At 67.6% G+C, this 20,139-nt stretch carries 17 protein-coding genes and 1 tRNA gene; 7 read left to right on the top strand and 11 right to left on the bottom strand.

Annotation, left to right across the window (positions count from 1 at the left end):
- Positions 1 to 339 precede the first annotated feature (339 nt).
- A complete protein-coding gene (locus AC1Q6V_RS29640) occupies positions 340 to 804 on the top strand; it encodes a rhodanese-like domain-containing protein (protein ID WP_454749758.1) in 465 nt (154 codons plus the stop codon).
- A gap of 68 nt (positions 805 to 872) precedes the next feature.
- On the opposite strand, the gene AC1Q6V_RS29635 is transcribed toward AC1Q6V_RS29640, so the two are convergent.
- The 6 genes from AC1Q6V_RS29635 to hrpA all read right to left on the bottom strand — a co-directional run bounded on the left by AC1Q6V_RS29635 (position 873) and on the right by hrpA (position 9,796).
- Complete coding sequence (locus AC1Q6V_RS29635; RefSeq protein WP_011615614.1) at positions 873 to 1,697, bottom strand: competence/damage-inducible protein A; 825 nt, start codon at positions 1,695 to 1,697, stop codon at positions 873 to 875.
- Between the two features lie 12 nt (positions 1,698 to 1,709).
- Positions 1,710 to 2,609 (bottom strand): EI24 domain-containing protein, encoded by a 900-nt coding sequence (locus tag AC1Q6V_RS29630; RefSeq protein WP_439668035.1) that lies wholly within the window; start codon positions 2,607 to 2,609, stop codon positions 1,710 to 1,712.
- 153 nt (positions 2,610 to 2,762) lie between these two features.
- Positions 2,763 to 3,737: a sterol desaturase family protein gene (locus AC1Q6V_RS29625; protein WP_439668036.1), complete on the bottom strand. Its 975-nt coding sequence runs from the start codon at positions 3,735 to 3,737 to the stop codon at positions 2,763 to 2,765.
- Positions 3,737 to 4,597, bottom strand: a complete 861-nt coding sequence (locus AC1Q6V_RS29620; protein WP_011615616.1) for a polysaccharide deacetylase family protein — start codon at positions 4,595 to 4,597, stop codon at positions 3,737 to 3,739. The genes AC1Q6V_RS29625 and AC1Q6V_RS29620 overlap by 1 nt, the downstream gene beginning before the upstream one ends.
- An 18-nt stretch (positions 4,598 to 4,615) precedes the next feature.
- The gene (locus tag AC1Q6V_RS29615; protein WP_010809448.1) at positions 4,616 to 5,614 is read right to left on the bottom strand and encodes a YVTN family beta-propeller repeat protein; all 999 of its coding nucleotides are present in this window, start codon (positions 5,612 to 5,614) and stop codon (positions 4,616 to 4,618) included.
- 153 nt (positions 5,615 to 5,767) lie between these two features.
- Complete coding sequence (hrpA, locus tag AC1Q6V_RS29610) at positions 5,768 to 9,796, bottom strand: ATP-dependent RNA helicase HrpA (RefSeq protein WP_454749759.1); 4,029 nt, start codon at positions 9,794 to 9,796, stop codon at positions 5,768 to 5,770.
- 23 nt (positions 9,797 to 9,819) lie between these two features.
- Here hrpA and argA point away from each other — a divergent pair, with 23 nt between their 5' ends.
- Together argA and AC1Q6V_RS29600 are read left to right on the top strand one after the other, a co-directional pair.
- A complete protein-coding gene (argA, locus tag AC1Q6V_RS29605; RefSeq protein WP_454749760.1) occupies positions 9,820 to 11,286 on the top strand; it encodes an amino-acid N-acetyltransferase in 1,467 nt (488 codons plus the stop codon).
- Between the two features lie 98 nt (positions 11,287 to 11,384).
- Positions 11,385 to 11,657, top strand: a complete 273-nt coding sequence (locus AC1Q6V_RS29600) for an oxidative damage protection protein (RefSeq protein ID WP_010809445.1) — start codon at positions 11,385 to 11,387, stop codon at positions 11,655 to 11,657.
- Positions 11,658 to 11,725: 68 nt separating this feature from the next.
- On the opposite strand, the gene rpiA is transcribed toward AC1Q6V_RS29600, so the two are convergent.
- The gene (rpiA, locus tag AC1Q6V_RS29595; protein WP_011615619.1) at positions 11,726 to 12,412 is read right to left on the bottom strand and encodes a ribose-5-phosphate isomerase RpiA; all 687 of its coding nucleotides are present in this window, start codon (positions 12,410 to 12,412) and stop codon (positions 11,726 to 11,728) included.
- Between the two features lie 158 nt (positions 12,413 to 12,570).
- Between rpiA and tal the strand changes: the two genes are divergently transcribed.
- On the top strand, positions 12,571 to 13,527 hold the full coding sequence (tal, locus tag AC1Q6V_RS29590; protein WP_010809443.1) for a transaldolase: 957 nt from the start codon (positions 12,571 to 12,573) through the stop codon (positions 13,525 to 13,527).
- Between the two features lie 33 nt (positions 13,528 to 13,560).
- On the opposite strand, the gene AC1Q6V_RS29585 is transcribed toward tal, so the two are convergent.
- The 3 genes from AC1Q6V_RS29585 to rnr all read right to left on the bottom strand — a co-directional run bounded on the left by AC1Q6V_RS29585 (position 13,561) and on the right by rnr (position 17,761).
- Entirely contained in the window at positions 13,561 to 14,331 is a 771-nt protein-coding gene (locus tag AC1Q6V_RS29585) for an SIR2 family NAD-dependent protein deacylase (RefSeq protein WP_051398485.1), read from the bottom strand.
- A gap of 4 nt (positions 14,332 to 14,335) precedes the next feature.
- Complete coding sequence (rlmB, locus tag AC1Q6V_RS29580) at positions 14,336 to 15,079, bottom strand: 23S rRNA (guanosine(2251)-2'-O)-methyltransferase RlmB (protein ID WP_010809441.1); 744 nt, start codon at positions 15,077 to 15,079, stop codon at positions 14,336 to 14,338.
- Between the two features lie 78 nt (positions 15,080 to 15,157).
- The gene (gene rnr, locus AC1Q6V_RS29575) at positions 15,158 to 17,761 is read right to left on the bottom strand and encodes a ribonuclease R (RefSeq protein ID WP_010809440.1); all 2,604 of its coding nucleotides are present in this window, start codon (positions 17,759 to 17,761) and stop codon (positions 15,158 to 15,160) included.
- A 70-nt stretch (positions 17,762 to 17,831) separates the two neighbouring features.
- Here rnr and AC1Q6V_RS29570 point away from each other — a divergent pair.
- The 3 genes from AC1Q6V_RS29570 (at position 17,832) to AC1Q6V_RS29560 (ending at position 19,418) form a co-directional block, all read left to right on the top strand.
- Positions 17,832 to 17,918, top strand: a tRNA-Leu gene (locus AC1Q6V_RS29570).
- 388 nt (positions 17,919 to 18,306) lie between these two features.
- Positions 18,307 to 18,741, top strand: coding sequence for an Rrf2 family transcriptional regulator (locus tag AC1Q6V_RS29565; protein ID WP_010809439.1), 435 nt, complete (start codon positions 18,307 to 18,309; stop codon positions 18,739 to 18,741).
- 65 nt (positions 18,742 to 18,806) lie between these two features.
- Complete coding sequence (locus AC1Q6V_RS29560; protein WP_010809438.1) at positions 18,807 to 19,418, top strand: NAD(P)-dependent oxidoreductase; 612 nt, start codon at positions 18,807 to 18,809, stop codon at positions 19,416 to 19,418.
- A gap of 48 nt (positions 19,419 to 19,466) precedes the next feature.
- Here AC1Q6V_RS29560 and AC1Q6V_RS29555 read toward each other — a convergent pair whose 3' ends face one another.
- A complete protein-coding gene (locus AC1Q6V_RS29555) occupies positions 19,467 to 20,033 on the bottom strand; it encodes a phosphoribosyltransferase (protein ID WP_010809437.1) in 567 nt (188 codons plus the stop codon).
- Positions 20,034 to 20,139: the final 106 nt, after the last annotated feature.

Genomic DNA, 20,139 nt, shown 5'->3' with positions numbered 1-20,139 from the left:
GAATGTTAGCAGAAAGCGTGCCATGCGAACGCCCCACCGCCACCGGCAGCCCGAAAAAAGTGCAACGTCGGCGAACCGCGCACCGCGGCGGCGTAAGCGAAGCAGCGGCTCGGCTGCCGAGTGGCGCACCGGTTACACGCATTTCGGCGTAGCGCCCCCTAATAAAACACCACAATGGTGCATTCAGCAAGGCGTCGCACTTGAACAGTGCGGATGCACCAAAAGGAGTCACCCGACGCCCCAACAGCAGTCAATGAGGCTTCGAATCGGCCCGGCGCTATAGAATAGTGCGTTGCGGCTTTGCCGCCTCCAATTCCATTCCTCAAATTTGTCACGCAGATGACCACCCGAGACGATCTCCTCCAGGCCGCCCGCCAGCGCCAGCAACAGAACCAGCTCCCGTATTTTGGCGCGCTGTCGCCGCAGGAAGCCTTTGCGCTGCTGCAGAACGATCCTTCCGCCGTGCTGGTCGACGTGCGCACCCAGGCCGAACTGGACTGGGTCGGCGGCGTTGACGTGCCGGATGCGCAGTTCGCCCATGTCGAATGGATGTCCTATCCGGGCGGTGCGCAGAATGCCCGCTTTGTCGAAGAGCTGAGGGCACGCGTTCCGGCCGACGTGCCGGTGCTGTTCCTGTGCCGCAGCGCGGCGCGCTCCAAGCACGCCGCGCGCGTGGCCACCGACGCCGGCTACCACTTCGCCATGGACGTGCTGGAAGGCTTCGAGGGCAACCGCGACGACCACCACCACCGCAAGACTGTTGAAGGCTGGTGCGTGCGCGGACTGCCGTGGCACGGCGCCTGATCGCGGTCGGGCCAGAATGAGAGAAGGGGCAGCCAAGGCTGCCCCTTCTTCTTGCGACCCGTGCCGCCTTAAGCCTGCGCCGCTTCGCGCGGCGGCTGCTCCACGATCTCGAACCCCATCGCCTGCACGCCTGCGAGCAGCATCGCATAGGCCGGTGCCAGCAGATCGGCCGGGCCCTTGACCCCCAGGTCGATATGGCGGCGCGCGAAGCGGTCGCCGCGCTGCACGTCGCCGACCGAGGGCAGGCTGAACACGCGGATGCCCGGATGCGCCGCTTCGACCTTCTCCATCAGCGGCGTCAGCGTGGACTCCGGCGCCTCGAACACGTAGAAGGCCCGCTCCTGCTGCTGCACCTGGTGGAACAGGTGCGCATAGTCGTGGTCCAGCACCCATTCCATCATCGGCCATGCCATCACCGGGAATCCCGGCATGAAGTGATGGTGACCGACCGAAAAGCCCGGGATGCGGTTGTAGCTGTTGGGAATGATGCGCGCGCCCTTGGGGAACTCGCCCATTTTGAAGCGGTGCTGGTTTTCCGGCTGATTCAGGTCGGCCTTGACCGGGTCGCCGCCGGCGGTCTCGGCAATGCGCAGCGCAATCAGTTCGCGCGCCTCGGGATGCAGCACCAGCGGCACGCCCAGCGCGGCGGCCACGCACTGGCGGGTGTGATCGTCCGGCGTGGCGCCGATGCCGCCGGTGCAGAACACCACGTCCGGGCCGGCCAGCGTGCGCCGCAGCGTGGCGGTGATGCGGGCTCGGTCATCGCCGACGTATTCGGCCCAGTCCAGCGCCAGCCCGCGCGCGCCCAGCAGTTCGATGGTGCGGCGCAGATGCTTGTCTTCACGCCGCCCCGACAGGATCTCGTCGCCAATGACGATCAGGCCAAAACCCATATTGCCCTCGCTTCAGGAATTTTCGATGCGGCGCACGTCGCTCGGCGCCAGGTCGATGACGTCGCCGTCAAGCGCCGGCTGGTCCGGCTGATGCGCCGGCGGCTGGGCCGGCACCGCCGCGCGCTCGGCCCGCAGCTGCGCCAGCGCGCGCAGGCAGAAGTGGCCGAACCACAGCGCCGAGAAGATAAAGATCAGCACATACAGCCACAGCGTGCCGGCCAGCACGAACGGAAACAGGAAGATCACCGCCGCCGACGACACCCACAGCAGCGTCGGCGCCGAGCCCAGCAGCCCCACCGCCACCCCGATCACCAGCAGCGGCGTGCGGTGGCGGCGCAACAGCGTCTTGCGCTCTTCGGCGCTGGCGTGGTCGGCGAGCGCGTCATACGTCATCACGCGGTAGGTCAGCCAGCCCCACAGCACCGGCGGGATCAGCGCAAAGAACGGCGGGATCAGCCACAGCGGCAGCGTCACCAGCACCAGCACCAGGAACACCAGCGTGCTGCCCAGCGACTGGAACACGCTGCCCAGGATGCTGCCGCCATGGGCCTTGGCCAGGTCCGGGTAGCTGCGCTCCAGGTGGCGCACCACCGCCGGCACCGAGAACACGCCGATAAACATCAGCATCGAGGCAATCACCAGCGGGATTGCCAGTGCCGCCACGAACAGCGGCGCCACGATGGTGCGCATCGATTGCAGGCCGAACCAGTCGAGCGCGCTGTAGATCCAGCTGGTCAGGATGGAGGTTTCCAGGAAGCTGCGCGTGGCGCCCATGATGGGGTCCCAGCCCCACCAGAGCAGACCGCCCCACAGCAGCGTGGCCAGGACGAAAGGCAGCACGGTCAGCATCAGCATGCGGGGATGCAGCTGGCTGACCAGCGCGCGGCCAAACGAGCGGAAGATATCGTTCATGCAGTCGAAGGCAGACAGGAGGAAAGGCGCCGGGCGCGGCAGAAGTCCGACTGGGCCGGACCGGCGGCAACCCGGAACACTAGCATACGCCGCTTGCCGCCGCGGCGCGCCGTGTTGCGCCGCGGGTGGAGGACTACCTCCAGACCCGCCGTTTCAGCGCAGCCGCAGCAGCCGCTTGATGCCGTACCACTGGTGCGCCAGGAAGCCCGCGCCGTAGTCGTGGCCCTTGCCCAGCGGCGGCGGCAGCTGGTCGCGGATGCCGGTCGGGTGGTAGGTCTCGGTGAAGACCGCGGTGCCGAGCAGCATGTCCCACCACGGGAAGATCACGCCGTAGTTGCAGCCGCCCAGCTTGGCCGGTGCGCCGTCGGCCTCATGGCCGATGCCCACGGCGTGGTGGGTGCGATGAAAGCGCGGCGAGATCAGCAGCCGCTCGCCGATGGCGCCGAATTGCAGTCGCACGTTGGCATGCTGCAGGCTCTGCAGCAACTGCGACAACGCCACCAGCAGCACGTACTGCGACGGCTCCACGCCCACGCCCAGCGCCACCAGCGCGAACACCAGATCGCGCAGCATGTCGTCCAGCAGGTGGTTGCGGTTGTCGCTCCACAGCGTCATCTGGCGCTGGCTGTGGTGCACCGCATGCAGATGCCACCACCAGCGGAACGAATGCGACAGCCGGTGGTACCAGTAGTCGAGGAAGTCGAACAGCAGCAGGTAGACAAAGAAGCTGACCAGCGGCACCGAGGTCACGCCCGGCCACCAGTCTTCCACATTGATGCGGTGCCAGCCCATCAGCCGCAGGTCGCCTTCCAGGGCGTCGGTCAGCGGCGCGAGCAGGAAGAACATGGCCAGCCGGAACAGCCCGAGCCGGTGGATCACCGTGTAGAAGATATCGGTGCGGATGCCGGCGCGGTCGGATACCGGCTCGACCGGGCGCCATTTCTCCAGCGGCCCCAGGATCAATGCCATCACCACGATCTGCACCAGGCCCACCAGCAGCCACTCGGTGCCGGTGAAGGCTTCCTCGGCATAGCGGCCAAACCCGAGGTCGTAGACCACGGGCAGCACCACGTCCTGGAACAGCGTGCCCTCGACCTGGCCGATCCAGCCGTTCAGCGTCTCCCACATCAGCGCCTGCCCTCCTTTTGCCCGACTGGCTGCGGCCTGGCGATCCAGTCGCGGTAGGCCGGGTGCTCGCGCAGCGTCGCGAAACAGAATCCCTTGCGCTCAAGGCCGGCGAGCAGCGGCTCCAGCACGCCGGGCGCCCACGGATCCTTGCGCGACCAGATGCCCAGGTGCGCCATGGTGATATCGCCGTCGCGCAGGTTGGCCAGCGCGCGTTCCAGCAGCGCCGCGTTGGGATAGCGGTCGGACGACAGCTCGTCGCCCAGGAACCCGGCCGGCGCCCAGCCGACGTGGCGGAAGCCGCACTGCTCGGCCCATTGCACCGTCTGCGGGGCGGTGCGCCCGCCCGGGGCGCGCCACAGCGGCACCATGGCGGCGCCGGTCATGCCGTGGAAGGCGTCGGCGCTGCGCCGCAGCTCCTGGCAGAATCCGGCCGCGTCCATGACCATGTCCTTGCCCGCCTGCGTGCCGAACTGCGGCCTCATGGTCACATGCCCGGCGTGCACGCTGCGCAGGTAGACATGGTCGAAGGTATGCGTGCCAAAGGCGTGGCCGTCGGCCACCAGTGACTTCCAGTACGGCGCCCAGGATGGGTCCAGCGAACTGTCCTGGCGCACGGTCGGCTCATTGGCCAGGAAGAAGGTGGCGCGGATATGGTGGCGGCGCAGCGTATCGGCGATCAACTGCGCCTGGCTCATGCTGCCGGTGTCGAAGGTCAGGTAAAGCGTGCCGGCCGGGCACGCCTTGGCGCCAGGCTTGGGCACGTCAGCCGCCTGCAGCGCCGACGGCAGGACGCAGGCAAGCGCCAGCGCAGCCAGCAGCCTGCCCAGCCGTCCGGATCGCGATGCCCTGGTATCGTCCATGGTCCCTGCCCTGCCCGGTCAATACAGCGGCGCGCGAGTGCGGAAATAGATGCCGTGCGGCGAGCGCCCGACGCGCACGGTCTTGACCAGCTTGCGGCTGGCCACGTCGACCAGGCCGACCGAGCGCGCCCAGCGGAAGGTGACCCACAGCGTCTTGCCGTCGGCGGTCAGCTCCATGTCGTCCGGGCCCGGCGGCAGGCCGGTGATGTCGCCGACCTTGGCCAGCGTCTGCTGGTCGATGATGCTGATGCTGCTCGTGACCCGGTTGCTGAGGAACAGGTGGCGCTTGTCGCCGACCGCGCGGAAGTTGTGCGCGCCCTTGCCGGTCTGGATCTGCTTGACCACCGTGCGCGTGCGCCAGTCGATCACGGCCACGTAATCAGCCCCGGTCATGCCGACCAGCAGGTATTTCTGGTCCGGCGTGACCCAGATGCCCGCCGGCGCCGAGCCGGTTTCCATGCGCCACATCACGTTCTGCGTGACCAGGTCGATGGCTGCGACCTCATTGGAGTCCTGCAGCGTGATGAAGGCGATGCGGCTGTCGGCGGTAAAAGCGATATGGCTGGGGGTCTTGGCCAGCGGGAACTGCTTGGCCAGCTTCAGCGCCTTGCCGTCCCAGCGGTAGAGGTCGACACGGTCGAGCCGGTTGCCGGTGGCGACAAACCACTTCTGGTCCGGCGAGAAGCCGATCTGGTACGGGTCGTCGACATTGGGCACGCGCTGCTGGACCTTGCCCGAGACCGGGTCCAGGAACACCAGGTCGTTGCCGACCGCGTTGGCAACGATCAGCGACTTGTCGTCCGGCGTTGCGATCAGGTGGTGCGGTTCCTTGCCGATCGGGAAGGTCTCCAGCACCTTCTGGGTATCCTTGTCGATTAGCGTGACGGTTGCATCACCTGAATTCAGGATCACCACCACTTCCGCCGATGCCGGTGCGGCCAGCAGGCCCAGCGCCAGGGCGCCCACCGTGAAACCACCAGCTACAACACGACGCAATGCGAACCGCAGCGCAAACATAAGACCCGCCAGAAGAAGACTGAACCGGCGATTCTAACGGTTGAGCACGAGAATCCGCTGACGCCGCGGCCGAACTCGATCAAGATTTTGGCAGATTGTTGCGCCGGAGCGACCATTTGCGGTTCGCCCCGGCATTGCGCCCCGCGCCGGCGCTCAGCGCTGCATCGATTCCCACACTTTCTGCAGCCGCTTGACCGACATCGGCACCGGTGTGCGCAGCTCCTGGGCGAACAGCGCGATGCGCAGCTCCTCCAGCATCCAGCGGAATTCCTCCAGCCGCGCGTCCTCGCCGCCGCGGCCCTGAGTGCGCAGCTGCTTTTCGGCCCGCTGCCACTGCTGCACCAGCGGCGCCATCTCCTGCGTGCGCTGGGTGTCGCGCGCCGGGTCGCCCTTGAGCTTGTCCACCCGCATGGCGATGCCCTTCAGGTAGCGCGGGAAATGGACCAGTTGCGTGTATGGGGTCTCGTCGACAAAGCGCTTGCCCATCAGCCGCCCGAGCTGCGCTTCCATGTCCGCATGGGGCCCGGCGAACGGCTTGGCCTGCAGCAGCTTGCGCGACAGTCCGGCGTACTCGGCCAGGATGGTCCCCACCAGCCGCGCGATCTCCTGCGCCAGCAGCGACAGCCGGGTGCGGCCCTCATCCTTGCGTGCATTGAACTCGGCCTCGTTGCGCGGCAGCGGCGCCTGCATGCAGGCACGCTCCAGCGCCAGCATCACGACCTGTTCGCGCAGCATCTCCTGCGTGCCCAGCGTCATGTACTGCATCGCCATCTGCTGCAGGCCCGGGATGTTCTTCTCGATGAACTTGACCTGCTCGCGCAGCTGCAGCGCAAACAGCCGGCGCAGCCCCAGGTGGTGGACGCGGGCGGCTTCCTGCGGGTCGTCGAAGACTTCCACGTCGCAGTGCGTGCCGCGATCGACCAGCGCGGGGTAGCCGAACAGGGTCTGGCTGCCCTTGCGGATCTCCAGCAGCTCGGGCAGCTCACCGAAGGTCCAGCCGGTCAGTCCCTCGTACTTGCCGGGCTCGGCCGCGGCCAGCGGCGCCGCCTGCTCCGGGGCCTGGGTTGCCGCCTGTGCCGCGGCTTGCGCGGCCACCCGCTGGAACGACTGCTGCGCCTGCCCGCCCAGCTCGGCGCGCAGCTGGGCCAGGTTGCGGCCCATCTCAAGCTGGCGGCCGTGCTCGTCGACCACCTTGAAGTTCATCGTATGGTGCGCGGGCAGCGTTTCCAGCTTGAAGTCGGCGCGCTTGACCATGGTGCCGGTCTGCTCGCGGATATCGGCAATCAGCACGTCCAGCAGCTCGCCCTCGCCAAGCGGCTGGCGCGCGACAAAGGCCGCGGCATATTCCGGCAGCGGCACGCAGTGGCGGCGCAGCTTCTGCGGCAGCGACTTGAGCAGCAGGTGCACCTTCTCCTTGATCATGCCCGGCACCAGCCAGTCGGCGCGCTCCTGGCGCACCTGGTTGAGTGCGTACAGCGGCACGGTCAGGGTCACGCCGTCGCGGTGGCTGCCTGGCTCGAAGTGGTAGGTCAGCCCCATGTCCACCCCGGCCACGTTCATGGCCTTGGGGAACAGGTCGGTGGTGATGCCGGCCGCCTCGTGCCGCATCAGCTCGTCGCGGTTCAGGTACAGCAGCTTGCGGTCCTTGCCGCTCTCTGCCTGGTACCACTGCTCGAAGCTGGCCTGCTGGCAGATGTCGGCGGGAATCGCGCGATCGTAGAAGGCGTAGATCAGTTCGTCGTCGACCAGCACGTCCTGGCGGCGCGACTTGTGCTCCAGGTTCTCGATCTCGCGCACCAGGCGCTGGTTGTGCGCGTAGAACGGCAGGCGCGTGTCGAACTCGCCCTCGACCAGCGCACGGCGGATAAAGATCTCGCGCGCTTCCTGCGGGTTCATCGGGCCGTAGTGCACGCGCCGGTGCTGGTAGACCACCAGCCCGTACAGCGTGGCGCGCTCCAGCGCCAGCACCTGGCCCGCCTTCTTTTCCCAGTGCGGATCGCTCCAGCTGACCTTGAGCAGGTGACGGCCCACCTGTTCCAGCCACTCCGGCTCGATGCGCGCCAGCGTGCGCGCGAACAGCCGGCTGGTCTCGACCAGCTCGGCCGCGACGACCCAGCGCCCGACCTTGCGCGCGATCAGCGAGCCCGGCCACAGGTGGAACTTGATGCCGCGCGCGCCCAGGTATTCGCGGCCCTTGCCGTCGCCATCCTCGATGCGGCAGCCGACATTGCCCAGCAGGCCGGTCAGCAGCGCCTTGTGCACCTGCTCATAGGTGGGCTCGCTGTCGTTCAGGCGCCAGCCCTGCTCGGTCACCGTGGTCAGCAGTTGCGAATGCACGTCGCGCCACTCGCGCAGCCGCAGGTGCGACAGGAAGTGGGCGCGGCACTGGTCCTGCAGCTGGCGGTTGGACTTCTTGTGCGCGACCGCGTCCTCGAACCACTTCCACAGCCTGACCCAGCCCAGGAACTCGGACTTCTCGTCCATGAACTTGCGGTGCGCCTGGTCGGCGGCTTCCTGCGCCTCCTGCGGGCGGTCGCGCGGGTCCTGCACCGACAGCGCGCTGGCGATGACCAGCACCTCGCGCAGGCAGTGATGCTCGCGCGCGGCCAGGATCATGCGCGCCACGCGCGGGTCCAGCGGCAGCTTGGCCAGCTGGCGCCCGGTGCCGGTAAGCTGGTTGGCGTCGTCGACCGCGCCCAGTTCCTGCAGCAGCTGGTAGCCGTCGGCAACGGCGCGGCCCAGCGGCGGCTCGATAAACGGGAACGACTCGATCTCGGTCAGCCGCAGCGCCTTCATGCGCAGGATCACCGCGGCCAGCGACGAGCGCAGGATCTCGGGGTCGGTAAAGCGCGGCCGGCCGGCGAAATCGGACTCCTCATACAGCCGGATGCACACGCCGTTGGCAACCCGGCCGCAACGGCCGGCGCGCTGGTTGGCAGCGGCCTGCGAGATCGACTCGACCTGCAGTTGCTCGACCTTGTTGCGGTACGAGTAGCGCTTGACCCGCGCCAGCCCGGTATCGACCACGTAGCGGATGCCCGGCACCGTCAGCGAGGTTTCGGCGACGTTGGTCGCCAGCACGATGCGCCGCGCGTTGGACGGCTTGAACACCCGCTCCTGCTCCTGCACCGACAGCCGCGCAAACAGCGGCAGGATCTCGGTATGCGGCGGGTGGTGCTTGCGCAGCGCCTCGGCGGCTTCGCGGATCTCGCGCTCGCCGGGCAGGAACACCAGCACATCGCCCGGGCCGACGCGGCACACCTCGTCGACCGCCTCGACAATGCCGTCGTACAGGTCGCGCTCGCGCGCCTGCGGGCTGCGCGGCGCGCCCGCGGGCACGTCCTCGGTGATCGGACGGTAGCGCACTTCCACCGGGTACAGGCGGCCGCTGACCTCGATCACCGGCGCCGGCTTGTCGCCCGAGGCGAAATGCTGGGCAAAGCGCTGGGCATCGATGGTGGCCGAGGTGATGATCACCTTCAGGTCCGGGCGCTTCGGCAGGATCTGGCGCAGGTAGCCGATCAGGAAGTCGATGTTCAGGCTGCGCTCGTGCGCCTCATCGATGATCAGCGTGTCGTAGGCGCGCAGCAGCGGATCGTTCTGAGTCTCGGCCAGCAGGATGCCGTCGGTCATCAGCTTGACCGACGCCCCCGACGACATGGTGTCGTTGAAACGCACCTGGTAGCCCACGTGCTCGCCCAGCGGCGTGCCGATCTCCTGCGCAATGCGTTTGGCGGTCGAGGTGGCGGCGATGCGCCGCGGCTGGGTGTGGCCGATCAGCCCCCCACCCTCGCGCCCCGGGCCGCGCCCGATCGACAGGCAGATCTTGGGCAGCTGGGTGGTCTTGCCCGAGCCGGTCTCGCCCGAGACGATCACCACCTGGTTGGCCAGCAGCGCCGCGGCGATTTCGTCGCGGCGGCCGGAGACCGGCAGGGCCTCCGGGAAGGTGATGGGCGGCAGCGGGTTGACCGGCCTTGGCGCACGCGCCTCGCGGGGACCGCGTGGCGGGCGCTGCCCGGCTTCACCGGCCGGCCGGGCAGCGGCTGGCTGCGCACGGACGTCCGACTTCCTGGCCGGGCCTGGGGCCGGCCGGGGCTGGGTTGGGGAGGCTGGCTGAGCGGCACCGGCGCGCTGGCGCGGCGCGGCGGGTGGTTTAGGCTTGACGGGGCGTTGTTCTGACATTGGCCGGGATTATAATCCGCGGGATGAACGCCAGAACCGACGCGCCGCAGACGGCGCCTGCCTCCTCACCCGCCGCCCCCGTGCCGGCGCAGCCGCCCGCGGCTGAATTCCCCGCGCCTGCCCCGACCTCCCCCGTGCCCGCCGCCCCGGCGCTCACGGCGGCCGAGCCCGAGCGCAGCGGCCCCGACCACCAGCAGTTCGTCGACTGGCTGCGCATGGTGGCGCCGTATATCCATGCCTTCCGCGGCAAGACCTTTGTGATCGCCTTCGCCGGAGAACTGGTCAAGTCGGGCGTGCTCAATGCGCTGGTCAACGACGTCGCGCTGCTGCACGCCATGGGCATGCAGATCGTGCTGGTGCACGGCTCGCGCCCGCAGGTGGAAGAACAGCTGGCGCTGCGCCATGTCGAGTCACAGTTCGTCGATGGCGTGCGCGTCACCGACAACGCCGCGCTCGAATGCGCCAAGGAAGCCGCCGGCGAACTGCGCCTGGACATCGAGGCCGCCTTCAGCCAGGGCCTGCCCAATACGCCGATGGCCGGCGCCCAGCTGTCGGTGATCTCCGGCAACTTCGTGACTGCCCGCCCGGTCGGCATCGTCAACGGCACCGACTACCAGCACACCGGCCTGGTGCGCAAGATCGACGCCGAGTCCGTGCGCATGTCGCTGTCGCACGGCAAGGTGGTGCTGCTGTCGCCGCTGGGCTTCTCGCCCACCGGCCAGGCCTTCAACCTGTCGATGGAAGACGTGGCCAGCGCCACCGCCACGGCGCTCAAGGCCGACAAGCTGATCTTCATCACCGAGGTGCCGGGCGTGCCCGATCCGGTCGGCAAGATGATGCAGGAAATGTCGCTGCGCACCGCCGTGGAGCGCCTGCAAAACAACCATCTGCCGCCGGACGTGGCCAACTACCTGCAGCACCTGGTCAAGGCGCTCAAGGGCGGTGTGCCGCGTGCGCACCTGATCCCCTATTCGCTCGACGGTGCGGTGCTGCTGGAACTGTTCCTGCACGACGGCGTCGGCACCATGCTGTCCGACACCGACCTGGAAAGCCTGCGCGAAGCCACGCTCGACGACGTCGGCGGTATCGTCCAGCTGATCGCCCCGCTGGAGCAGGATGGCACGCTGGTGCCGCGCGGACGCCACCTGATCGAGCGCGACATCTCCAACTTCTCGGTGATCGAGCACGACGGCGTGCTGTTCGGCTGCGCGGCGCTCTACGACTACCCGCGCGAGAACATGGGCGAGATGGCCTGCCTGACGGTATCGCAGGAAGCCCAGGGCACCGGCGACGGCGAGCGCCTGCTCAAGCGCATCGAGCGCCGCGCCCGCGCGCTCGGCCTGGAGAAGCTGTTCGTGCTCACCACCCGGACCGAACACTGGTTCCTGAAGCGCGGTTTCGTCCACGCCAACGTCGACGACCTGCCCGAGGACAAGCGCAAGCTCTACAACTGGCAGCGCAAGTCCATGGTGCTGATGAAAAAGCTCTGAAGCCGTAGGGGCAATCGCCGCAGCGCCGCGGCCCGGTGCCCCGCTTGGCTACAATAGCGCCAGCGCCGAAGCTCTAACGAACATACCAAGGAGTCCCCATGGCCCGCATGGTCCAATGCATCAAGCTGAACAAGGAAGCCGAAGGCCTCGACTTCCCGCCGCTGCCCGGCGAACTGGGCAAGAAGATCTGGCAAAGCGTGTCGAAGGAAGCCTGGGCTGGCTGGCTCAAGCACCAGACCATGCTGATCAACGAAAACCGCCTGAACATGGCCGATGCGCGCGCGCGCCAGTACCTGCTCAAGCAGACCGAGAAGTACTTCTTCGGCGAGGGCGCCGACCAGGCGCAGGGCTACGTGCCGCCGCAGTCCTGAACCGGACCGGCCAATGAAAAAAGGGGTGCCTCAGGCACCCCTTTTTGCTTGGCAGCGGACGACTTTGCTCAGTAGTCAGTGCGCTGCACGCCGTCGCCGGTGCCCAGCAGCAACACATCCGCGCCGCGCAGCGCGAACAGGCCCACCGTGACCACGCCCGGCACCTGGTTGACGGCCTGTTCCAGGCCGCGCGGATCGTCGATCTTCAGGCCGGCCACGTCCAGGATCACATTGCCGTTGTCGGTCTTGTAGATGCCGCCTTCCTTGGTCATGCGCAGGCGCGGCTGGCCACCCAGGGCCTGCAGCTTGCGCGCCACCGCTGCACGTGCCATCGGAATCACCTCGACCGGCAGCGGGAAGGTGCCCATGGTCTGGACCAGCTTGCTGCCGTCGGCGATGCAGACAAAGCGCTTCGCGACCGAAGCCACGATCTTCTCGCGCGTGAGCGCCCCGCCGCCGCCCTTGATCATGGCGCCGCTGGCGTCGATCTCGTCGGCGCCGTCGACATACACCGGGATCTCGTCGACTTCGTTCAGGTCCAGCACCTTGAAGCCGTGCTGCTGCAGGCGGCGCGTGGAGGCCTCGGAGCTCGACACCGCACCGGCGAAGCGCTCCTTGAATGCCGCCACGGCGTCAATGAAGAGATTGGCAGTGGAGCCAGTGCCCACCCCGAGCACTGCCCCTTCGGGCACTTCCTGCTTCACGTAGTCGGCGGCAGCTTGCGCGACCAGCGCCTTGAGTTCATCCTGAGTCATGACAACAGCCAGATTGCGTTGGGGGAAACGCGTAGTGTAGCGGATTGCGGCGGCAGGTCACGCGGGCGACGGTACAATGGACCGGACCGGGTGCCGTACGCGCACCCCTGATGCCCGCGAACGATTTTGCAGACGCACAAGCAGACGACCAAGCGACCATGAACCAGCTCGAACAACTCAGGCAGTTCACCACGGTAGTGGCCGATACCGGCGACTTCCAGCTGATGAAGCAGTACACCCCGCAGGACGCGACCACCAATCCGTCGCTGATCCTGAAGGCCGTGCAAAAGCCCGAATACCGGCACCTGCTGGAGAAGGCGGTACAGGACCACCACGGCAACGGCGGCGTCGATGCGGTGATGGACGAAGTGCTGATCGCCTTCGGCTGCGAGATCCTGGCGATCGTGCCGGGCCGCGTCTCGACCGAAGTCGATGCGCGCCTGTCCTTCGACACCGAGGCCAGCGTGGCCAAGGCGCGCCACCTGATCCAGCTGTACGAGCAGCGCGGCATTGCGCGCGAACGCGTGCTGATCAAGATTGCCTCCACCTGGGAAGGCATCCGCGCAGCCGAGATCCTGCAGCGCGACGGCATCCGCTGCAACATGACGCTGCTGTTCTCGCTGGTGCAGGCGGTGGCGTGCGCCGAGGCCGGCGCGCAGCTGATCTCGCCCTTCGTCGGCCGCATCTTCGACTGGTACAAGAAGCAGGCCGGCGAGCAATGGGACGCGGCCGCCAATGGCGGCGACAACGACCCCGGCGTGCGCTCGGTGCGCCAGATCTACGACTACTACAAGAAGTTCGGCTACCCGACCGAGGTGATGGGCGCCAGCTTCCGCAGCACCACGCAGATCCTGTCGCTGGCCGGCTGCGACCTGCTCACCATCAGCCCCGAGCTGCTCGAGCAGCTCGCGGCCGGCCAGGGCCCGGTGGCGCACAAGCTGTCGGTGGACCAGGCCCAGGCTGCCAATATCGCCCGCATCGCGGCCGACGAGCCGGCCTTCCGCTGGCAGTTGAATGAGGATGCGATGGCGACCGAGAAGCTGGCCGAAGGCATCCGCCTGTTTGCGGCGGATGCGGTCAAGCTGGAGAAGCTGATCGGCGAGATTGCGAAGTAAGGATGGTCCGGGCGGCAACGCCCGGATCCAGGCTCAGCCGGCCGAGGGCGCCGGCTGCGGCGGCCACAGCAATGGCAGACATGCCCCCGCCGCGGCGGACAGCACGATATCCGCGGTCTGGTCCAGCGCCGACGGCTGCGGATTGACCACGATCACCGGCGCGCCATGCTCGCGCGCCAGGCCCGGCAGCCCCGCCGCCGGATAGACCAGCCCCGAGGTGCCGACCACCAGGCACAGGTCGCAGTGCTGCGCCGCATGCTCGGCGCGGTAGCGCGCCACGCGCGGCAGGTCCTCGCCGAACCACACGACGCCCGGACGCATCAGCGCGCCGCACAGGTTGCAGCGCGGCGGCATGCCGGGCAGCGCGGTCGCCTCGTTGCAGCGTCCGCACCCGTCCAGCCATTTGTTGGCGAACAGGTTGCCATGCAGTTCGATCACGCCCGCGCTGCCGGCGCGCTGGTGCAGGCCGTCCACGTTCTGCGTGACCAGCGTGAAAGGTCTCTGCGCAGCCAGCGCGACCAGCGCATGGTGCGCCGGGTTGGGATGCACGGCTGCGACCAGCTCGCGCCGATGCAGGTACCACTCCCAGACCAGCGCCGGCTGGCGGCGGTAGGCGTCCTCGCTGGCCAGCTCTTCCGGGTCGAACTGCTGCCACAGCCCGGTCATCGCGTCGCGGAAGGTCGGCACGCCGGATTCGGCGGAAATGCCGGCGCCGGTCAGCACGAAGATATTGCCGGCGGCCGCGATCAGCCGGCGTGCTTCCTCAAGCCCCGGCATGTCAAGGAGACCGTAATCAGCGGCCATGGACTTATCGCGGCAGGCGCCGCTGGCGCACGGCTTCGTACAGGCATACGCCGCTGGCGACCGAGACGTTCAGGCTTTCCACACCGCCCGCCATCGGGATGCCGACCAGCTCGTCGCAGGTCTCGCGCGTCAGGCGGCGCATGCCCTCGCCCTCGGCGCCCATCACGATCGCGGTCGGCCCCTTGAAGTCGATGTCATACAGCGATTTTTCGGTGCCGTCGGCGGTGCCGATGACCCAGATGCCGCGTTCCTGCAGCTCACGCAGGGTGCGGGCCAGGTTGGTGACGGTGATATAGGGCACGGTCTCGGCGGCGCCGCTGGCGACCTTGGCCACGGTGGCATTGAGGCCGACGCTGCGGTCCTTGGGGGCGATCACGGCATGCGCGCCGGCGCCGTCGGCCACGCGCAGGCAGGCACCCAGGTTGTGGGGGTCGGTGACGCCGTCCAGCACCAGCAGCAGCGGCGTGCCTTCGATGCCGTCGAGCAGTTCATCCAGGTTCAGCGCCAGTGCCACGTCTTCGGCACGTGCCACCACGCCCTGGTGGCGGTCGGTGCCGGCCATGCCGCGCAGGCGCTCGGCATCGACCGGATGCAGGCGCACGCCCAGGCTTTCGGCCAGGCGCACGAAGTCCTGCATGCGCCGGTCGCGGCGCGCGGATTCGATATAGACATCGGTCACGCCCTTGGCATCTTGGCGCAGGCGTGCGGTGACGGCGTGAAAGCCGATCAGGAGTTTGTTTTTAGCCATGGCGCGATTGTACTCGCCCTCTCGCCCCCGGCAGCAGGCCGGGGGCGAGAGGCGGCGGCATGGCAGCCGCCGCAAGCTTCAGCGCTTGCGCGGGGTGCGCGGGCTCTTGGCCGGCGTCTTGCCCGCCGGCTTGGCCTGGTGCGACTTGGAGGCCGGCTTGTGCGGCTTCTCCAGGTGCGCGGGCTTGGGCTTGGCCGCACGCTTGGCCGGCTTGCCGCCGGTCTTCACGTGCGGCCTGAGCGGCGTGATCACGGCCTCGAACACCGGCTGCTCCTCGATCACGCGGTCCAGCGTCTCGTCGAACGACTCTTCCGGCTTGGACGAGCCGCCCAGCAGCGCCGCCAGCTGGCGGCCCTTCTTGCGTGCTGGCACCGCATGGGCGGCGGGCACGCGCGGCTGGGTCTCGGTGCCCCCCGCGCGGGCGCGCAGGGTTTTCGCCGACGGCTCCTGCACCAGGCGGAAGTCGATCTTGCGCGCATCCAGGTCCACGCGCGATACCTGCACGCGCACGCGGTCGGTCAGGCGGTAGCGGATGCCGGTGCGCTCGCCGCGCAGTTCGTTGCGGGCCTCGTCGTACTGGAAGTAGTCGCTGCCCAGCTCGGTCACGTGGACCAGGCCTTCCACGTACAGCTCGTCGAGCTGCACGAAGATGCCGAACGAGGTCACGGCGCTGACGGTGCCGGCGTAGTCGCTGCCCAGCTTGTCGCGCATGAAGTAGCACTTGAGCCAGGCCTCGACATCGCGCGAAGCCTCGTCCGCGCGGCGCTCATTGGCCGAGCAGTGCAGGCCGAGCTCGTCCCAGATGGCCTCGTTGCGCCTGGCGCGCGCCGCGGTCAGTTCTGCCTTCTGCTCGGCGTCCTTGGCCTGCAGCCGGCGCGCCTTGGGCGAGATCGCGGTATTCAGCTCGGTCCCGTGCGCAAACGCCGGCTGGTACTTGGTATGTGCCAGCACCGCCTTGATCGCGCGGTGCACCAGCAGGTCGGGGTAGCGGCGGATCGGGCTGGTGAAGTGCGCGTAGGCCTCGTACGACAGGCCGAAGTGGCCGATATTGTCCGGGCTGTACACCGCCTGCTGCATCGAGCGCAGCAGCATGGTCTGCAGCATCGGCGCGTCGGGACGGGACTTGATCTTGTCCATCACCTCGGCGTAGTCCGATGCCTGCGGCTTGTCGCCGCCGCCCAGCGACAGGCCGGCGGTGCGCAGGAAGTCGCGCAGGTTCTTCAGCTTCTCTTCGCTGGGGCCCGCGTGGATGCGGTACAGCGCCGGGTGCTTGAAGCGTTCGAGGAAGTCGGCCGCGCAGACGTTGGCGGTCAGCATGCACTCCTCGATCAGCCGGTGCGCATCGTTGCGCGTGCGCGGCAGGATCTGCTCGATCTTGCCCTGCGCGTTGCAGACGATATAGGTCTCGGTGGTGTCGAAGTCGATCGCACCGCGCGCGCGCCGTGCCTTGAGCAGGACCTGGAACAACTCATACAGGTTCTGCAGGTGCGGCACCAGCTCGCCGCGCTTGTGCGCCTCGGGGCCCTTGGTGTTGGACAGCACCGACCAGACCTCGTTGTAGGTCAGGCGCGCGGTCGAATGCATCACGGCCGGGTAGAACTGGTAGCCCTTGAGCTCGCCCTTGGCGGTGATCACGGCATCGCACACCATGCACAGCCGGTCCACGTGCGGATTGAGCGAGCACAGCCCGTTGGACAGCTTCTCCGGCAGCATCGGGATCACGCGGCGCGGGAAGTAGACCGAAGTGGCCCGGTCCAGCGCATCCGCATCCAGCGGGGTGCCGGGGCGCACATAGTGCGACACGTCGGCGATCGCCACGATCAGGCGCCAGCCCTTGGCGCGGCCGATCTTGACCGGCTCGCAATAGACCGCATCGTCGAAGTCGCGTGCGTCTTCGCCGTCGATGGTCACCAGCGGGATGTCGCGCAGGTCGATGCGGTGGTCCAGGTCGGCCTGGCGCACCTCGTCGGGCAGCGCGGAGGCTTCCTGGGCAGCGGCCGGCGAGAACGCATGCGGCACGCCGTACTTGCGCACGGCGATCTCGATCTCCATGCCGGGATCGTCGATTTCGCCCAGCACCTCCACCACGCGGCCCACCGGCTGCACGTAGCGGTCGGGGAATTCGATCAGCTCGACGCTGACCACCTGCCCCACCCGTGCCTTGCCCTGCGCCTTGGGCGGGATCAGGATGTCCTGGCTGATGCGCTTGTCTTCAGGCGCCACCACCAGCACGCCGCCTTCACTGAGCAGACGGCCGATGACAAAACGGTTGGCGCGCTCGATGATCTCGACGATCTGCCCTTCAGGGCGCCCGCGCCGGTCGTAGCCCACCACGCGCACCTGCGCGCGGTCGTTGTGCATGGCCTTCTGCAGCTCGCGCTCGGGCAGGAAGATGTCGTCTTCGCCGTCGTCGCGGATCAGGAAGCCGAAGCCGTCGCGGTGACCCTGCACCCGGCCGGTGACGAAGTTCGGCTGATGGGCCAGCTCATAGCGGCCCTTGCGGTTCAGCTCGATCTGGCCGTCGCGCTCCATGGCCGCCAGGCGCTTCTGGAAACCGTCATGCTCTTTGCGCGTGACGGAGAGGGCCTTGGCAATATCGCCGGCCGACTGCGGGGATCCCGACGTTCTCAGCACGCCCAGGATTTCTTCCCGGCTGGGGATCGGATAGTTGTTCTGATTCAATTTTTTCTGGAAACTAATTGACAAAATTCTCGCGCTCTCTATAATGAGCGCTTCGGTTGTTTCGACACCTGCCCAGGTGGCGGAATTGGTAGACGCACTAGGTTCAGGTCCTAGCGGTGGCAACACTGTGGAGGTTCGAGTCCTCTCCTGGGCACCAAGTTACCGGAAAACCCGCAGCGCTTTCGAGCCCTGCGGGTTTTTTGTTTTTGACGCCTGTTTCGCGCATCAGATCCGGCAACTTGCACTCCTTGCTTGGCGGCCATGCCGCGATGTCATACCTGCGAGCGTACGGGTTTTTTCCCGTCCGTGAAACCGCGCACCGTACCCCGCGCGACAGCCGAACCACAACGGTACGGCAATGTCGAGGAGTGTAACAGCTTCAGTGGCGATTCCGGCATTCCACCGACCATTGGCTGCCACATCGGCGTATTACCTCCTTCCCTCCCGGTACTCCGCCCTCCTTGCGCTCCTGTCCGTGCTTGACATGCCCGACCATGTGTAACTATCATGGTTTCACATTGCACCTGACATCCCGAGCACAAGCGTTGAGCACAAGCAGCCGGTTCGCCGTGGCAGTCCACATCCTTACCCTGCTCGCCAGTTCGGCCGAGCCGGTGCCCTCGTCGCTGATCGCCGCCAGCGTGGGCACCAACCCGGCGCTGATCCGGCGGCTGGTCGGTCAACTGGCTGAAGCCGGGCTGGTGGCGACCACCATGGGCAGCACCGGCGGCGCCACGCTGGCGCGCCCGGCTGCGTCAATCACGCTGCTCGACGTGTTCCGCGTGGTGGAAACCACCGCGCTGATCACGCTGCACCAGAGCGCGCCCAACCCGGCCTGCCCGGTCGGGCGCGAGATCACCGGTGCGCTGCGCAAGGTCGCGGACCGTGCGCAGGCGGCCATGGACGATACCCTTGCCGGCGCCACCATCGCCAGCATGCTCGCCGATGTCGAAGGCAACAGCCAGCGCCGCAAGCGCTGAATTTTTTTGCCCCGATATGTAACCACAATGGTTTCATATCAACCTGACCGAAAGAAGGAGTGACCATGAAGATCGCAATCATCGGCGCCACCGGCCGTGTTGGCACGCGCCTGACCGACGAAGCCCTGCGCCGCGGCCACCAGGTGACCGCCATTGCGCGCCAGGCCAGCAAACTGCCCGCACGCGACGGCGTGACCACCGCGGACGTGGACGGCGCCGACGGCGCCGCACTGGCTGCCGCCCTGGCCGGCAACGACGTGGTCATCAGCAGCGCGCGCTTTGCGCAGCTGAACGCGCAGCAGGTGACCTCGGCCGTGCGCCAGGCCGGCGTGCCGCGCCTGCTGGTGGTGGGTGGCGCCGGCAGCCTCCATGTCGCGCCGGGGGTGCAATTGGTCGACACCCCGAACTTCCCCGATGCCTACAAGCCCGAAGCCCTCGCAGGCCGCGACTTCCTCAACGCGCTGCGCGGCGAACAACAGATCGACTGGACCTTCCTGTCGCCGTCGGCACTGTTCGAGCCGGGCGAGCGTACCGGAAAGTTCCGCGTTGGCGAGGAAAACCTGCTGAGCGACGCAGCAGGCAAGAGCTGGATCTCGATGGAAGACTATGCCATCGCGATGCTCGATGAGATCGAAAAGCCGGCGCATTCGCGCCAGCGTTTCACGGTCGGCTATTAAGCCGGCCGCCGGGGGCCGCCCGTAGCGGCAGGCCCCGGCACAAGCGCATCAGGCCTGCGCGCCGTCGTCCTGGCTGGCGCGCTTGCCGCGCTTGAGCCAGGCGGCCAGGTTGTGCGGGCGCAGCGTGTCGTACTCTTCGAACGGCTGGTGGATCCACGGGTTCGACGGCAGGAAGGTCACGTGGTAGTCCGGCTCGACCTTCGAGCACGCCTTGTACCACAGCACGGCCGAACGCACCTCGGTCACGGCCGGATAGCGTTCCTTCAGGTGGCGGCCCACACGTTCCAGCGTGATGCCCGAATCCACCAGGTCGTCGACCAGCAGCACCCTGCCCGTCAGTTCGCCGCGGGTCATGGTGATGTACTGAGCGATGTCCAGGTTGCCCTGCTGCGTGCCCGCGGCCTCGCGGTAGCTGCTGGTGGCCAGGATGGCCAGCGGCACGTCGAAGATGCGCGACATCTGGTCGCCCACGCGCAGCCCGCCGCGCGCCAGGCACAGGATCTTGTCGAACTTCCAGCCCGACTCATGCACGTTCAGCGACAGGCGTGCGATCAGGCGATGGTATTCGTCCCAGGAGACCCACAGGTTCTCGTCATCGTTCGTTGGCAGGTTCATCGTTTTACTCTTTGTATCGTCGGGTCGGTTGACCGATATGGCTCGGCCCGCTTGCGCGGGCCGATTTATTTCTGGCGGGCCGCAGCGCTCGTGGCGCCGCAGCCTG

It is taken from the genome of Cupriavidus sp. GW823-FHT07B10, from assembly GCF_058794355.1.
This window is presented reverse-complemented; position numbering and strand designations above follow the sequence as displayed.

What these genes read in the sequence shown, in the direction of transcription:
- AC1Q6V_RS29640 (WP_454749758.1), top strand. Translation starts at nt 340, where the DNA reads ATGACCACCCGAGACGATCTCCTCCAGGCCGCCCGCCAGCGCCAGCAA.
- AC1Q6V_RS29635 (WP_011615614.1), bottom strand. Translation starts at nt 1,697, where the DNA reads ATGGGTTTTGGCCTGATCGTCATTGGCGACGAGATCCTGTCGGGGCGG.
- AC1Q6V_RS29630 (WP_439668035.1), bottom strand. Translation starts at nt 2,609, where the DNA reads ATGAACGATATCTTCCGCTCGTTTGGCCGCGCGCTGGTCAGCCAGCTG.
- AC1Q6V_RS29625 (WP_439668036.1), bottom strand. Translation starts at nt 3,737, where the DNA reads ATGTGGGAGACGCTGAACGGCTGGATCGGCCAGGTCGAGGGCACGCTG.
- AC1Q6V_RS29620 (WP_011615616.1), bottom strand. Translation starts at nt 4,597, where the DNA reads ATGGACGATACCAGGGCATCGCGATCCGGACGGCTGGGCAGGCTGCTG.
- AC1Q6V_RS29615 (WP_010809448.1), bottom strand. Translation starts at nt 5,614, where the DNA reads ATGTTTGCGCTGCGGTTCGCATTGCGTCGTGTTGTAGCTGGTGGTTTC.
- hrpA (WP_454749759.1), bottom strand. Translation starts at nt 9,796, where the DNA reads ATGTCAGAACAACGCCCCGTCAAGCCTAAACCACCCGCCGCGCCGCGC.
- argA (WP_454749760.1), top strand. Translation starts at nt 9,820, where the DNA reads ATGAACGCCAGAACCGACGCGCCGCAGACGGCGCCTGCCTCCTCACCC.
- AC1Q6V_RS29600 (WP_010809445.1), top strand. Translation starts at nt 11,385, where the DNA reads ATGGCCCGCATGGTCCAATGCATCAAGCTGAACAAGGAAGCCGAAGGC.
- rpiA (WP_011615619.1), bottom strand. Translation starts at nt 12,412, where the DNA reads ATGACTCAGGATGAACTCAAGGCGCTGGTCGCGCAAGCTGCCGCCGAC.
- tal (WP_010809443.1), top strand. Translation starts at nt 12,571, where the DNA reads ATGAACCAGCTCGAACAACTCAGGCAGTTCACCACGGTAGTGGCCGAT.
- AC1Q6V_RS29585 (WP_051398485.1), bottom strand. Translation starts at nt 14,331, where the DNA reads ATGGCCGCTGATTACGGTCTCCTTGACATGCCGGGGCTTGAGGAAGCA.
- rlmB (WP_010809441.1), bottom strand. Translation starts at nt 15,079, where the DNA reads ATGGCTAAAAACAAACTCCTGATCGGCTTTCACGCCGTCACCGCACGC.
- AC1Q6V_RS29560 (WP_010809438.1), top strand. Translation starts at nt 18,807, where the DNA reads ATGAAGATCGCAATCATCGGCGCCACCGGCCGTGTTGGCACGCGCCTG.
- AC1Q6V_RS29555 (WP_010809437.1), bottom strand. Translation starts at nt 20,033, where the DNA reads ATGAACCTGCCAACGAACGATGACGAGAACCTGTGGGTCTCCTGGGAC.